Origin of the sequence: Bradyrhizobium sp. B097 (genome assembly GCF_038957035.1) — a bacterium.
Classification (GTDB): domain Bacteria; phylum Pseudomonadota; class Alphaproteobacteria; order Rhizobiales; family Xanthobacteraceae; genus Bradyrhizobium.
On sequence record NZ_CP152412.1, the window covers coordinates 6,999,099 to 7,013,305 of the forward strand.

The following is a 14,207-nucleotide window of genomic DNA, read 5'->3' on the forward strand; positions in this document are numbered from 1 at the left end:
ACGATGCCCAGCAAATTCGGCGCAATTCGGGAGGACCACATCTGCCCATGGCGAAACGGACGATGGAAGGGATCAGCATGTGGCGGCGGATCGTGGACTCCATCGTCGACGACATCAATCGCGGCGCCCTGGCGCCCGGAGGGCGGTTGCCTTCAGCGCCGGCGATCGCAGCGAGATTTGGCGTCAATCGCCTGACGGTGCTGCGCGCTCTGTCGCACCTCGAACACGAGGGCGTCGTCAGCATGGAGCAGGGCCGCGGGACATTCGTTTCCCACGATCCGATCAACTACCATTTCGAGAACCGGAAGTACTTCGAGGAAAACATTCTTGAGAACCGGCAGAAGCCTTCCCGCAGGCTGATTTCGATCGAGCAAGCCGACGCCTCTCCCCCGGTGTGCGCTGCACTCGGGCTCCGTGATGGTGAGCGCGTGGTCGTGGTGACCACATTGAGTGAGGCTGATGGCGTGCCGATCAGCTATGGACCAAGTTACTTCCCCGAAAGATTACTCCCCAACATCGGTAAAGCTTTCGAAAAAGCGGCGCGTGGCGCCGATGCCATCTTATCCACCTCTGCGGTGCTGAAGAAGCTCGGCGTGGCCGACTACCACCGCAAATCCATCCGCATGCGATCGCGGCCGCCGACGACCATTGAAGTCGAGCGGCTGAAGATCCCAACGACAGAGCATGTGCTGCAGACCGACGTCGTAAATGTCGACGCCGAGGAGCGTCTGATCTCTTTCGGTCAGATCGCCTATGCCGCTAGCCGGGTGGAATTCGTCTTCGGCGGCTGACCGCTGCGCCGGCAGGAGCCGTCTCGGCTGGATTCGTCTTGCACAGAGAGGAGAATTCAAGCCGACCGATACGGCGCGGCGACGATAGAGCGGAAATTGTCAGAGGCGCAAAACTCAAATCCTGATTGTCAAAAGTTCGGTCACAGGCCGACTCTCGTACGTTCTGAGAAAATACGCCGTGGCTAAGGGGACACCTCTTTGCTGATCAAGCCGTACCTATCTAACAGGTTTGCAACCCTTTGGCGGCAACTCGGATTTGCCAAAGGGTGAAGATAGACTTTTTCGACCAGTGCATTCAAATCGACGGGTACCGCAATGCCATTTTCACCAATTGCGGGAAAGTTGCCTGCAGCTGCCCTCCCCCAGACGACCGCTCTAATTTCCCTCTCCCCAGCGTACTTCCTTTCTTTATGGACAATGGCGTTTAGACTGTTGGTGAGGTCAATAAGCTCCGTGTCGAAGTCTATGTAATTTATGCCCCCGAGATAGCATTGGTCTGGAAGAAGCTGTTGTAACTTGGCAAAGCTGGTCTGCACGCTGATCGAATCAGGGGTCGGAGCGTAGCGATTCCACATAGCGTCTGACTCGTTCTCGTTCATGTGCCAGCAACTGACAAATGTATTTGTCCTGTCCTGCTGCGCTACGGAAAGCATCATCCGGTAACCTTGGCGCAAAGATTCCGCCGAGGTGCGTTCGGGTGCACCAAAGCCGCCATTGCGCATTTGATACGAAACAAAGTGATCTTCAGCAAGAGCATTGGCTCTTGTGAAGAATCCTTCAGAAGGATCTTCAAATTTGTCAGACCGGCAAAAAAATAGCGCCCTGTTGTCGAGAGCCCAGACGAGCTTATCGAGGCCCATGTAGCGCCAAAGTATCGCGCTCCGATTTAGCGGCCACCGAAACGACGGGTGTTCTTGAGCAGGCAACCGATCCTCCACACTCCAAAGGGAACATCCCCACATCATCGCCTTGTCAGACTGCGGACCGGTATAATCCCCGAAGCTACTATCTATCAATGATTGCCACAGGAAAGACTTGGGCGATTGCGTGTCGTCGACCTCAGGTCGACCGCACGCCCAAATGCCCGCCGCTCCGTCCGATTCGTACGAAAGTCTCAGCAACGCCGTCATGACGCCAGTTTAGCGATCGAATGCTCGTCGACTGTGGAGACGCTGCAGCGGACGAGCGCGAAAGCCTATCTTTCCGACGTTGGGCGAGATCCGCTCGAGTCTTAAAAGAACCGCAAGGACCCCGTTCGCTACGACTTAAGTTGAGCTTCGGCTTGAGGAGCATCGAGGTTGCGTCTCAGTACAACCTGGGGAAGTATGCCGCGCAGCAGGGGATAGAAAAATGGCGCACGAGGTTGGACTTCATCCGGGCACGACGTGGCATAAGTGCGACTTTCAATGTCATACGCCGCGCGACCTCAACTGGGCTGGCTCACCCGGCCTGTCTGGCGGGAGTGAGGCTGGTGAGTTGGCGCGCCAGCAATGGGCTGATAGCTTCATCGACGCAGCCGAGGCCTCAAAGCTACAGGCTATCGCTGTCTCGGATCACCACGACATTTGCCTGTCCGCTTATGTTCTGCAGGCGGCACAACGTCGCGGTTCGGCCGTACGCGTGTTTCCGGCGGTCGAGATCACCTGCTCGGACAACGCGCAATGCATTGTGGTCTTCGATCCCGCGATGGACGTCGACACGCAAAAGCTAGCATTGGCTGCGGCCGGAAATATCCTTGCCGCGGCGGCAGCGCAGGCCAAAACCTGCGCGATCGTGCCGGCTCGCGAAACCGTGGCGGGGTTCATTCAAGCTGTCCAGGGCGAGCAACATCTGCGCGACGCAAGTGTGATCCTGCCGCACTTCAGCAAGGAGGAAGACCACAAGAGCCTCAATGAAGCCGGCCATCACCCCAGATTCGCGAATTTGCCGATCGACGGCGTCTATATTGAGCGGCCGTATAGTTCGCTGGATGCGACGACATTGGAAAAGATCCGCGGGAAAATCGCCGACTGGGGCAAGCGACGCCGAGCGATCCTAGCGACTGGCGACAACCGCAGTGCAGATTGGAGCCGATTGGGCGTCCACGATTGCTGGATCAAGCTTGGCGAGCACTCAATCGAAGCCTTTCGCCAGGCGCTCCTGGCCGACGAGGCGAGAATCGTGTTCGACGCGCCGACATCTCCGACGGAATATCTGGTGGAGTTGCGCGTGAAGAGCAGCCTCACCGGACCTGCGCCCGTGACAATATCCTTCAATGACGGCTTCAACGCGATCATAGGCGGCCGAGGCTCGGGAAAGAGCGCTTTTCTGGAGTATCTTCGCTTTGGCCTCGGGCGGACCGACAAGGACTTCGACAACAAGATCGACCCTGAGTTTGACCGTGAAGCCAAGCTTATCAGCGAGACATTGGCAGAAGATGGTCATGTCGAGGTGGTGCTTGAGCGCGAAGGCGTGAGGGAGACTTGGCGGCGCGTCCTGACGAACAGCGAGATTATTACGGTCAGCGCAGCCGGACGGACTATTGAGGTGACGACCAGGACTGCCCGGGAACGCTTTCGAGGAAGAGCTTTCCGGCAGAAGGGCCTGTCGAGCACCATGAATAACCCGGCCACCGCATCTGAACAGATCACAGGCATTGCCGCAGCGGAGGAGGTGGACCGGGAGCGAGACGTCAAGAGAGCCATCGAGAACGGCCAACGCAGCGTCGGTACCGCGCTGATCAACCTGGCCGCGCTGTGGCAGTCTCGCGTCGACCTGCGGCAAACGACCGAGAAGGTGGAGGATCTCAGACAGCGCATCGCGGCGTTGACCAAACGGCTTGAACAAGAAGGACTCTCCCCTGAGGCCCTTAAGACAATCGAGGATGGCCCAAAGTACGGTCGAGCGAATGATTACATTCGCACTGTCGGCGACCAGGCGAGAGACGCTAAGGTCGAACTCGACCGGCTGGAAAGCGCCACGCTTACGGTCGAGTTGTCGGCTTACGAGGGCGCGAGCGACTTTGATGAGGCGGCAAGCTTGCAGCAGGCTCTGTCGGACGCCAAGGCCGCGATCAAGGCGTCGTTCGAAGCGGCGAAGACTGCTCTCGACGTTCTGTCGACGAGGCAAGTTGAAGCCGGGAACCGCTTTGAGGTTAAGCGAGCTGCCTTCGGGTCAACCTACGCAGCCGCCGTTGAGGAACAGGGCAAGCACAGCAACCTGATCGACGAGGTCGCCCGGTTGAACGGCGAACTGCAGACGGCGGAAGCCGCGCAGGCGCGTGCTCGGAGCGCGGAGCTTGCCAAAGCGAATGCCGAGAAGGACTACGTGGATGCGCTCGCGCAGTTGGACCGTCTGGTGAGTCAGCGGCGCGACATCCTAAAATCCGCCGCCGACGCCGTCGCCGGCAAGTCAAGCAATATGCTAAGGGCACGCGCTCGCCGGGATCGACTGCCGGCGCAGTACTTGGCCGCGCTGCACAAGCTGTTTGAGGCGTCTCATACTCAATCGGTCGAAGATAGCTGCACGGAGTGGGTCAGCGCGACACTTGCGGCCGACGAGGTCGAAGGCTGGGCCAAGCTGCGGCAGCAGTTTGTCGGGCTTTACGAAGCAAAGATCATGGCCGGGTCGCCGCCCGATGCGAGTGATGGTATTCTTGGCTCGCTCCAAGCGATCCTGTTCAATGGCGCCAGGCAACTGACAGAGCGGCAGCGCAAGAGGATTTATCTGAATCTCACGGACACAACGATCGCTGGCATCGTGGCGGCGGTTCCGGCGGATTCGATCATCATGTCATACGTTGACGACGGCAGGGCAATCGACTTCAAAATGGCGTCGCCTGGTCAACAGGCGTCCGCCCTACTCGAACTTCTGCTCAAACAATCTGCTGGAACGCTGATCATCGATCAACCGGAAGACGACCTGGATAACCGAGTGATCATGCGGATCGTGGAGCTTTTGCGAACCTCGAAGTCTACCCGGCAGCTCATTTTTACGACTCACAATGCCAACATCGTCGTCAATGGTGATGCTGATAAGATCATTGCACTGAAGTCTCCGGAGCCATCGTCAAATCCGAACAATAACTCACCTCGCGTTCAGCTTGACTGCGACGGAGCGATCGAGACGCCGGCTGTGAGCGCCACCATCACTTCGATCATGGAGGGAGGACGTGAAGCCTTTGATCTGCGCAGCCGCAAGTACCGGTTTGATTCGCAGGCGTGACGTTGCAACCCCCAAGTATCTCCTTCCTCATGCTGAATCCCATTTATATGATGTCCGAGAGCTGCAGGTTAGGCGCCTTGTCGCCTTGTAAGCTTATTGTCTCGTCACAAAGATAAGCTGAGCTCCGACCGACCAAGTCTCTGCACCAACCACGAGCGCCACGGCTTCCGCGCGGCTACGGCCACTCGCTTGAAATCGGGCTAGTCGGCTGCGACGAAGGGCAGCTCCCCGGCCGTCGTCTGACGGAATCCCATAAGCGCCGCGGTCCGGATCTTGGTGGCGCCGTTCGCCGGCCCGGCGGATTTCCGTACGTCTTTCAAAGCCGGTCAGAACCTCTTCCAGAGCCTCGCCAAGGGACACCTTACGGTGTTCAAGGTCAAAGCGGACCTTTTCGGCGATGTCCGCTTCGCGCACGGCTGGAAGTTGCAGCGGGGTAGAACAGAGGTATGCACGTTGATCGTCATAGACGACCATGTGTTCTCCATCAGGAACGCCGTTGTTGTCCAATACCGACCGAATTGCCTTTGGCGTCACAATGAGCGACCGCCGAAGAATCTTCTTCTGCTCATAGTGGCCGAGATAGACCTCCCAGTCGTGAAACCTTGGAGCAACATAGAATACGCGCGCACCGTCGAGCTCAGCCTTTAGCAGCAACTCGAACTGACCGTCAGGCTCTGCTGTATCGACACGATATCTCCAGAATTGCTGAGAAAGCCGAGGTCGCGGCGACGGCTTAAAGCGCCGCATGGCTTGCCCGAGCTTGAACTGGATCATCAGCGGCATACCCTGGACGTTGAACGCAACATCAAAGCCGACAGAGGCTTCTTGAATCAGGTTGGGAAGGAAAGGTACTGCTGACAGACCCGACGCTTTCAGCCGGCGTTCGACTTCGCGCGTTACACCATACCCGTAGGAAAATTCAGATAGACGCTCGTGAAGTTCGATCGGCATACCTAAAACCGGCGTGCTTGGCGCCCGACATCGCCGGTACGCTAGCCCGCCCTCCCCCTCCAGATCCACTTATATAGACTTCGCATCGTACCCACGGATCGACCGAGATCAAACCAGGCAGTTCAGTTGCCGCGCGAGCGGGCTTTCCTTGTCGCGCTTGGCGCAGTTCGCCGCGACCACTCTGGTTAGCTCGCGCGTGGCTGGTAGAGTCGCGGAAACCAGCGATCAACGGCATCCGGCGGAAAGCCTAATCGAACTGGACTTCGCGTTGTCGGCGACACAAGGTACCCCTTGTCAATCAGCTGATTGAGCACAGTACGCGCCTGACGCTCGGCGTAACCGGTGATATCCGACGCATCGCCTCGCTTGAACTCGCCCTGCATGACAGCCAGTCGCAAAATTGGCCAGGAGCCCTTTGAGAGGCGTTTTGCGGCTATTTCCTCCTCGGTCCAGATCTCCATCCGATTTATGAGCTCCGAGGGCTCCAGCAGCCGTTCCATGAAGTCGACCTGGTCGACGCAAGTGGCGAGAAAGAACCGACAGAAGTCGGCGAGGCCTGCTTGAGTGAGATTGCCTCGACCATCGGGATCCCCTCGCCTCGGCTCGTCGGCGGCCTGAAGGCTTGCCGTGTACTCCGCGGAGACGCGCGCCAATCCGCGCGAAATCGACCACAGCTCTGAGCCGATGCCGAGCTCGCGCAGCAGCGCATGCGAAAACAGGCGCGCGACGCGACCGTTGCCATCGAAGAATGGGTGGATCCAGGTCAGGCGATGGTGCGAAGCTGCAACGCTGATGATGCGTTCGATTTTCGAGAGCATCTTCGTAGAGTAAGCCTCACAGAACCGCAGAAGGAAATCCGGCAGCTCATCCGGATCGGGCGGGACGTGCAGGCCGGCCTGAACATGACGCGTTCGTAGTTCGCCCGGCGTCATCTTCACACGTTCCCTGGTTTGCGGGTTTTCAACCCACCACATCTCTTCAGGAATGCGGCTGTAAAACTCGCGATGCAGCCAGAGAATAAATTCGGTTGTGAAAACGCTGCCTGGCCCCTCTCCCCGGTCGATCATTTCCTGCACTTCGATGTGAGCCTTCGCCTCAAGCTGGAGATTCCGCTTTTCAGGGTCTGTCGCAAAGTCGTTCTTCAACGCGCGATCGATATCGATCAACGTCGTGTTGTGGTTTTCGATGAGATTGGAGTAATAGCAGTTCATGGATCGAACGAGGTTGCCGATCGAGCCGCGAAGGGCCGGGCTCGGGCGAGCGGCCAGGCCGCTGGCCTTCGCTACGAGGTCCGTCGCAAGATCGGTCAGATCCTTACTTTCAGCTGGGATCATCGGCTCCATTCGGGTGACCGCCATTTTGCCGATTTCTTTGCCGGTTAATTTGCTAATTAAATTATGACATTAGGTCGAAAATTTACAATCCATTTTGCCGCTTTTATTGCCGTTTCCAAGACACGGAAACGGCCCGCCGATCACTTTTTGTTCCTCTCTTGATTACGGTACGGTGGTCAGCATCAGAACGGCCTTCGTGGTTTCCGGGGAAAACGGCCGTGTGACGACACCTACGTGTGGATAGCAGCCGCGGGCGCCTCGCAACCGCAGCCAGATGATGTTCAATCGGCCCCGCATTAATGACAGGCGGCAAATCATGAATTTCAAAGCGACTGCGGCTGGCGCTGCGTACGAGCCGACCTTGCGTTGTCCCAACTGCAATCATGCGATCCACCTGACTGAATCTCTCGCAGCACCGCTTCTCGCTGAGACCCGCCAGCGCTTTCAGGCGCAATTGGCAGCCAAGGATGCAGAGATCATTCGGAAGACCGACGCTTTGCGCGCCGAGCGCGAGCAACTGGCCAAGGACCGCGAGCAGGTCGAGGACCAGGTCGCCAAGCTCCTGACGGCGGAGCGGGGCCAACTGGTTGCAACGGAGTCCAAGAAAGCACGCGAGGCCGCGGCGGCCGAACTGCAGGCCAAGGATGCCGAAGCCAGGGAACTTCGTGCGATGTTGGAGGCCAACACTGCCAAACTTGCCGAGGCCCAGCAGGTGCAGGCCGAATTCTTGCGGAAGGAGCGTGCGCTGGGGACCGAGAAGCGTGAGCTCGACCTGACGATCGAGAAACGCGTGCAGGCCTCCGTCGGCGAGATCCAGATCAAGGCCAGGCAAGAGGCCGACGAGGCCGCGCGTTTGCGCGTGGCAGAGAGGGATCAGACGATAGAGTCGATGACTCGTACAATCGAGGAACTGAAGCGCAAGGCTGAGCAAGGCTCCCAGCAGACTCAGGGGGAAGTCCTTGAGCTTGAGCTCGAAGAATTGCTTCGCGGGCGTTTTCCGACCGACGTGATTGAGCCGATCGGCAAAGGTGAACTTGGTGCCGACGTCATGCAGCAGGTGAACGGCACAATTGGTCAGCCCGCCGGCATCATCCTCTGGGAATCCAAGCGGACCAAGGCCTGGACCGACGGCTGGCTCGCGAAGCTACGCGACGACCAGCGCCGTTGTGGCGCAGACGTAGCGCTGATCATCTCACAGGCGCTGCCGAAACACCTGGAGCAGTTTGATCTGCTTGACGGGGTGTGGGTTGCTCACCCCCGCTGCGCTGTTCCTGTAGCAGTTGCGCTCCGCCAGGGACTTATCGACGTCGCCAACTCCCGCCTGGTTCAGCAGGGCCAACAAACCAAGATGGAGCAGGTCTACCAATATTTGACCGGGACGAGATTCCGGCAGCGCGTCGATGCCGTCGTCGAAAAGTTCACCGACATGCGCGAGGACCTCGATAGGGAACGCAAGTTCATCAGCCGGCAGTGGGCAAAGCGCGAAACGCAGATCCTGTCCGTCATTGAATCGACGGTCGGCATGGTTGGCGACCTCCAGGCGATCGCAGGCCAGGCTATGCCGGAAATACCAAGCCTTGAGATGCCGTTGCTGGAGGTTCAGGCTGACCGCAAAATCGGATGATTAGCGCGGGTCGACAAAGCCAGGATGGTCGCATTGGTCTCCTCGCGCCGCAGATAGCCCTCATACTGGATCCGCCCGGCGGCTGTTAACGGCTTGCGATCAATCGTGGTCGCGCCGATGAAAAATGGCCAAATAAATCTGGTTGATTAGCATACATGGCGCTCGACTCAAAAAGGCCACTCCGTAGGAGTGGCCCAAGTCAGCGAGGAAACGTACCACAAGAGGCCTCTGGGTTCGGCCGCTGTCTGGTCGATCGGTGCACCGGCTCTACGACAGAACTCCCGTTCTCCGGTTGTTTGACGGGACCTCACCAATTGCGCTGAACGCGTAGAAGCCCGACCAGCGCGCTCTGGTTCTTCAGCTCATATATAGCAGCCGGCTTGCCGACACCTGCGACCGCTGGCGCCTTAATCGTGCCAGAGTACTTCTGATCGAGAAAAGTGGCATCGAGCTCAGCCGAGAACGTCAGGTTCGTGACAGGTGTCCAGCGCGTGATCGTACCGACGCCGGCGATGTTGAAATCGGGATTGCAGACACCGGTCAGGCCAAGTGCAGCCATGCCAGAGCTGCCGCAGATCTGAGCCTTAGCTGCGTCTGTGTAGCGGACAGCAGCCCACCCGCCGTAAAAGCCAGTATTCCAGTACGGATTCCAGTTGTGGGTATAACCTCCGTTGAAGCCATACGTCGTGGTCAGCTGCAGAGCCGTACCTGTTGCTGCTGTTGTGCCGGAGTAGATGGCATCCGCGATGCCTGCGAGGCCCACGCTTTGATACGCGTCAGTTCTGGCAGAATTGCCGTACATCGCCCATGAGGCAGGAATGTTCTCGTTGATGCCAAAGTTGATTGCGCCGTTGGCGTAGGCAGCTTGCAAGTTGACGGTATCACCGGCGCCAGTAGGAATGTTCTTGATGGACAACGCCAACTGACCAGCCCAACCCCACTTGTCGGAGGCGTGTCCGGACGTTTCGTCTGCACCGTAGTACGCGGCGTGATTATTGTGTGCCGCGACCGAAGCCTGGAAGAGACCCCAGGCTTGGTCAAGGCGCGTCATGCCCACGACATCTGGAGCCCGGGTAGCACCGAAACTCGGCGAACCATAAGCCCCCGTCCCAATGCCCGCGGCTGTTGCATAAGTCGTGTTCCAGATATTCCTCTGATAATAGGCGGTCGGGTCCTGCATTGAAAATGTCGCCGTAAAGCCCTGACCAAAGTCGGCGGTATAGGTAAGCTGGTTGACACCTGTGTTGTTTCCGCCGCTGCCCGGAAGGCCGTCGAAGTTGCCAGCCGGATATTGCACCCAAGGAGAGCTGTACTGGGAGACCGCCTTTCCTATGGTGAATCCAGCAAATTGAATGAACGCGAAATAGACGCCAACCGAACCATAGCCAACATTGCCCACAGCTGCATTGGCAGGCGCCGCAGTACCGCCGAGGGATTGGTAGACAGTAGAGCCATTTCCAGCACCACTGTAGCTACCTGACGCCCAATTAAGAGTCGTTTCGAAGAAGGTGCGGACCAAGCCGTACTCAGTCGCTGTGCGCGTATCAATGGTGAAGTCGATGCGAGCGCGACCGGTATAGGCACCGCTCAGACGATTGTTGGCACCAGCGGGACCGGAAACAGGCGTCATGACAAAGCTGGAGCTGTCCAGCACCGTGTCAGCGCGCACAAAGCCGCCCAGTTTGATGCAGGTATCAGAGCCAGGCACGTAGTAGAATCCGGTACCATATAGCGAGCAAGCCTTCACATACTGGATCTCTTTGGCCTTTACGGGAATATCAGCGGCCTGTGCCCCACTCAACGCAATCAAGCCAGCCATTGAAGTCAGTACGGTCCGTTTGATCGTTCGATGTGAGGCCGAGCTCGCATTTGAGAATGTCATTGTCCCCTGTCCTTCGTAGACCCCGTCGGACCCACGGGTAGCACTGCAGAGTAACCGTTTGACGGCCACGCATCGAATAGTGCGATCGTTACGTTCGTGTTTGACGATGGATAATGTATGAAAGCCGACGTCGCCCGGTTGAGCCTCTCTGCTTTAGAGATTGGCCGCGGTCACAACGGTCGCGGGTGGACGCGGCAATCCAACGTAAGAAATCTGTTACAAATCAGATTCAGACCGGAGCCCGCCTAGCCGACGGATGGACGTATGAGGTGAAGCCGCATTGCTGCGCTCGAAATCCAGGGCGTAAATGCGAGCGCGGGTTCAGCCGAGCAAGAGGCACACGCCTTCCAGCAGCGCACCGGTGCCGAGGCCGCGTCGTAAAGAAGCGGCTGATGTCCCTGGATGATGAACGCCGACCTTTCGTACTCGATGCCGGTGCGAATGCCGGCCTTCGACCACGCGATCAGTTCGTTGCGCGATCGCAATGACGCCGTGACAATTTGGTCCATCGCCACGCTCATCGCAGAGGCGGTCGACTGTCCTCCTTACGGTCCGACGCAAGTATTGCGCATCTGACGATGTCGCTGAGTGAAGGACGACCGTTTACCAGCATAGCCGTGTGGGTCAGCTGGCAGTTGCGGGGCAGCGGACAAGACATCTATCAGTGCGAGCCCGCCGCCCCGGCTATCCGGTTGGAGAACGGCGGGCCATCCAATCGCCTGGAGTGACCGGTGGCCCATGGCGCACCCCCACAGTCCACCATGCGCCCCCGGAGTGCTGGCTACCGGCGGAATCGGATTCCAGCATGCGGAACGCACGGATCGATCAAACGCGTATATTCCTAAAGTTGCGACAACCAAGTGCACTCCGCTATTTCGGGCTTGGTCGCGCTCCAGCAAAATCATCATAGCGACATGCAACAATTCGCGCGCCGGTCAACTACCAACGCTGGTATTTGATCCAGATGACAAGACCGTGTCACCCAGGGATTGACCAACGTAGCACCTCTTCCTTTTGTCGAACAGAATGGCAGCTGGCAGACCTGGTTCTTGATAACTCCTCGGCTTCTCATCCTCGCGGCACCTATGCTGCAGGCCCCGGCTTATTGGCAATGCGGGCGGTTAGACGGCGACTTGGATGATTGCACCTCTCACCGCAGACGCGGCCAATGGGCTCGCGACGCCTGGCAGTTGAAATTCAAGGAGATCGAAGTGCCGTCGTTTGGGCTGGCGACCGCTTCGCCGTCGCCTCCTCTCTTCACAGGATTTTGGATAAGAACTCGGGGGAGTTAAGCAACGACCCAACAATGCACTAACGCTCTTCAGCGAATCCATGAAAGCAGCCACTGGGATCCTTTTGCGAACATTGCGATGGCAACAACCTTTCCCAATTTTGAGACCCCATGGTCCGAATTCGCTGGCGAGGGACAGAACTATGATCTTTATCGGCCAAGCTATCCCAGTGAGGTCGCAAAGGTCATCATGGATCACGCTATTCACCACCGCCTGGGCGGCGATATTGTGGATGTGGGAAGCGGCACAGGACTCTTTACAAGGGCGCTCGCCGCAGAAGCCCAAGGACGACGCTCGATTATCGGCGTCGAGCCGAACACCGACATGATTCGTGTTGCGGTGAAGTCAACGCCTCGCGAATTGAACATCAGATTCCGCATTTCACCAGCCGAGCGGCTACCATTTCCGGTCAGATGTTTGTCTGCCGTTGCGGCAGCTACGGCGGCCCATCGCTTTGACAGGTCCGCGTTCCATAATGAGGTTGCGCGCATACTGCTTCCAGGCGGGCTCTTGGCGCTCGTTCACAATCGGCACCGGTACTTGGACAGTCCTGCACTTTCCGAGTATCACGATTTCGTCGAACAGTGCATTCCGGAGTACCACAGGGGCACTTTCACCACGGCGGCCGGGACCTACTCAACGATTGATTTCTATGGCGAGCTCGACACTGATCTCAGATTCGAAGACGTGAAGGTGCGGCATTGGAACTGGGATTTTGATACTAGCCTTCTGCACTTCCTGGCACTGAGTTTCTCTTCCAGCCTCATTCAACGATCGGCCGTGGCGATCGGCGAACAAGCTGTCGTCAAACAGCTAACCGACATATTTGAGCGGCACTCGCAGAACGGTCTACTGCGTCAGCCGCACGTTACCGAGGTGACACTCGCGACAAGACAGTGACCCGAATGCTCAGCTGGTCAAATGGCTGCGGACCCGCAATAATCGATGCATTGGAGCTCTCGAGCTGAGATACGATTTTCCTCGTCTGCCGGCCTTTCTCCCTCCCCAAGCCTTTCGACGATACCAGGGCTCGGAACGTAGGCCATCCTTGGCCTAGACCGCAGCGCGCTCGAACGCCTTGGCTAGCAGATGCGCGAGGGCGCCGCGCAGGGTGGTGCGATCGCCCTCGCGTTGACGAGGCGAGCCGTGGACGTAAGGCTCAGAGCATGGTTGTTGATTTGAGCCGTTCTTGCTGGCTCTGGTGGTGAGCGGCAATTGCATCCTTGCGCCTGCGGCTTTCGGCAACCATCGCGTCATAGAATTCAACAGCATCTGGATCAAAGTCGCGGCGCGGACGTGGTTCGGCGACAAAATTCCGATACTTATCGGTTCCGCGAACCAGGGTCGCGCTATCTTTAAACCCGCTAATCTGGCCGACATGCGCTGCCACATATCTAATGGTAATCCCGAGACGGCGCGTGTCGGAGAAGTTGGGCTTTGACCCGTGAATGAGCATGGTGTGATGAAGAGATATTTGGCCGGGCCGAAGCTCCAAATCGACGGCCTCAGCTTCATCGACCTTGACCTCCACATCCTGACCGCGACTCAACAGATTGTTTTTGTCGTCGGTATCTCTATGCGGCAATTGGCCCCGGTGATGACTGCCGGGGATTACCCGCATACATCCATTCTCGCGGTTACTGGGCGTCAGTGCAACCCAAGCTGTCACAACGCTGGGTTCAGAAAGTCCCCAATACGTCCCATCTTGATGCCAGCTTACAAAGCTCGGATCGTGAGGCTTCTTATCAAAGTGGCCGGTCGCCCATGCCATGATGTCCGGCCCAAGAAGATCCTCGACCACATCCAGGACATTCGAATTCCTCATAAGATCATTGAGCCACATCATTAACAGATGCGGCTTGATCTTGGATCGTGCCCATAGATTTGGCTCCCGACTTTCGAGATCTTCCATTCGTGCTAAGAACTCAGCAGCTTCCTCCGCCGAAAGAGCGTCAACTGGGCAGACGAAGCCCTCGGAACGATATTGTTCAACCTGCGCTTCACTCAACATTTTAGGCATTTTTCTCTCCTGGATGGGCAGCTTCACATGGATTGACGTGAGAAGGAACGAGGCAAAAGCTGGTGCTCCGATGTAGGTTTGGTTCAAAATCCGCGAGAGCCGCCGAGCCA

At 57.8% G+C, this 14,207-nt stretch carries 10 protein-coding genes; 4 read left to right on the forward strand and 6 right to left on the reverse strand.

The window, feature by feature from the left end:
- Positions 1-47 precede the first annotated feature (47 nt).
- The gene (gene phnF, locus AAFG07_RS32210; RefSeq protein ID WP_342723745.1) at positions 48-791 is read left to right on the forward strand and encodes a phosphonate metabolism transcriptional regulator PhnF; all 744 of its coding nucleotides are present in this window, start codon (positions 48-50) and stop codon (positions 789-791) included.
- 182 nt (positions 792-973) lie between these two features.
- Here phnF and AAFG07_RS32215 read toward each other — a convergent pair whose 3' ends face one another.
- Positions 974-1,921 (reverse strand): hypothetical protein, encoded by a 948-nt coding sequence (locus AAFG07_RS32215; RefSeq protein WP_342723746.1) that lies wholly within the window; start codon positions 1,919-1,921, stop codon positions 974-976.
- 220 nt (positions 1,922-2,141) lie between these two features.
- Between AAFG07_RS32215 and AAFG07_RS32220 the strand changes: the two genes are divergently transcribed.
- Complete coding sequence (locus AAFG07_RS32220) at positions 2,142-4,994, forward strand: TrlF family AAA-like ATPase (protein ID WP_342723747.1); 2,853 nt, start codon at positions 2,142-2,144, stop codon at positions 4,992-4,994.
- Between the two features lie 93 nt (positions 4,995-5,087).
- On the opposite strand, the gene AAFG07_RS32225 is transcribed toward AAFG07_RS32220, so the two are convergent.
- Both AAFG07_RS32225 and AAFG07_RS32230 read right to left on the reverse strand, forming a co-directional pair.
- Positions 5,088-5,945: a hypothetical protein gene (locus AAFG07_RS32225; protein WP_342723748.1), complete on the reverse strand. Its 858-nt coding sequence runs from the start codon at positions 5,943-5,945 to the stop codon at positions 5,088-5,090.
- A gap of 185 nt (positions 5,946-6,130) precedes the next feature.
- Positions 6,131-7,303 (reverse strand): Fic family protein, encoded by a 1,173-nt coding sequence (locus AAFG07_RS32230; protein ID WP_342723749.1) that lies wholly within the window; start codon positions 7,301-7,303, stop codon positions 6,131-6,133.
- A gap of 292 nt (positions 7,304-7,595) precedes the next feature.
- Between AAFG07_RS32230 and AAFG07_RS32235 the strand changes: the two genes are divergently transcribed.
- Positions 7,596-8,903: a DUF2130 domain-containing protein gene (locus AAFG07_RS32235; RefSeq protein WP_342723750.1), complete on the forward strand. Its 1,308-nt coding sequence runs from the start codon at positions 7,596-7,598 to the stop codon at positions 8,901-8,903.
- Positions 8,904-9,210: 307 nt separating this feature from the next.
- On the opposite strand, the gene AAFG07_RS32240 is transcribed toward AAFG07_RS32235, so the two are convergent.
- Together AAFG07_RS32240 and AAFG07_RS32245 are read right to left on the reverse strand one after the other, a co-directional pair.
- Positions 9,211-10,785 (reverse strand): porin, encoded by a 1,575-nt coding sequence (locus tag AAFG07_RS32240; protein WP_342723751.1) that lies wholly within the window; start codon positions 10,783-10,785, stop codon positions 9,211-9,213.
- Between the two features lie 245 nt (positions 10,786-11,030).
- On the reverse strand, positions 11,031-11,294 hold the full coding sequence (locus tag AAFG07_RS32245; RefSeq protein ID WP_342723752.1) for a hypothetical protein: 264 nt from the start codon (positions 11,292-11,294) through the stop codon (positions 11,031-11,033).
- A gap of 861 nt (positions 11,295-12,155) precedes the next feature.
- Between AAFG07_RS32245 and AAFG07_RS32250 the strand changes: the two genes are divergently transcribed.
- Positions 12,156-12,977, forward strand: a complete 822-nt coding sequence (locus tag AAFG07_RS32250) for a class I SAM-dependent methyltransferase (RefSeq protein ID WP_342723753.1) — start codon at positions 12,156-12,158, stop codon at positions 12,975-12,977.
- Positions 12,978-13,236: 259 nt separating this feature from the next.
- On the opposite strand, the gene AAFG07_RS32255 is transcribed toward AAFG07_RS32250, so the two are convergent.
- Positions 13,237-14,097 carry a phytanoyl-CoA dioxygenase family protein gene (locus tag AAFG07_RS32255; protein WP_342723754.1) on the reverse strand — a complete coding sequence of 287 codons (861 nt, stop codon included), beginning with the start codon at positions 14,095-14,097 and terminating at the stop codon, positions 13,237-13,239.
- Between the last annotated feature and the right edge of the window lie 110 nt (positions 14,098-14,207).

Excerpts from the sequence above, each read along its gene's own strand:
- AAFG07_RS32225 (WP_342723748.1), bottom strand. The coding sequence starts at position 5,945 with ATGCCGATCGAACTTCACGAGCGTCTATCTGAATTTTCCTACGGGTAT.
- AAFG07_RS32250 (WP_342723753.1), top strand. The coding sequence starts at position 12,156 with ATGGCAACAACCTTTCCCAATTTTGAGACCCCATGGTCCGAATTCGCT.
- AAFG07_RS32240 (WP_342723751.1), bottom strand. The coding sequence starts at position 10,785 with ATGACATTCTCAAATGCGAGCTCGGCCTCACATCGAACGATCAAACGG.
- AAFG07_RS32220 (WP_342723747.1), top strand. The coding sequence starts at position 2,142 with ATGGCGCACGAGGTTGGACTTCATCCGGGCACGACGTGGCATAAGTGC.
- AAFG07_RS32235 (WP_342723750.1), top strand. The coding sequence starts at position 7,596 with ATGAATTTCAAAGCGACTGCGGCTGGCGCTGCGTACGAGCCGACCTTG.
- AAFG07_RS32230 (WP_342723749.1), bottom strand. The coding sequence starts at position 7,303 with ATGGCGGTCACCCGAATGGAGCCGATGATCCCAGCTGAAAGTAAGGAT.
- AAFG07_RS32245 (WP_342723752.1), bottom strand. The coding sequence starts at position 11,294 with ATGGACCAAATTGTCACGGCGTCATTGCGATCGCGCAACGAACTGATC.
- AAFG07_RS32255 (WP_342723754.1), bottom strand. The coding sequence starts at position 14,097 with ATGCCTAAAATGTTGAGTGAAGCGCAGGTTGAACAATATCGTTCCGAG.
- AAFG07_RS32215 (WP_342723746.1), bottom strand. The coding sequence starts at position 1,921 with ATGACGGCGTTGCTGAGACTTTCGTACGAATCGGACGGAGCGGCGGGC.
- phnF (WP_342723745.1), top strand. The coding sequence starts at position 48 with ATGGCGAAACGGACGATGGAAGGGATCAGCATGTGGCGGCGGATCGTG.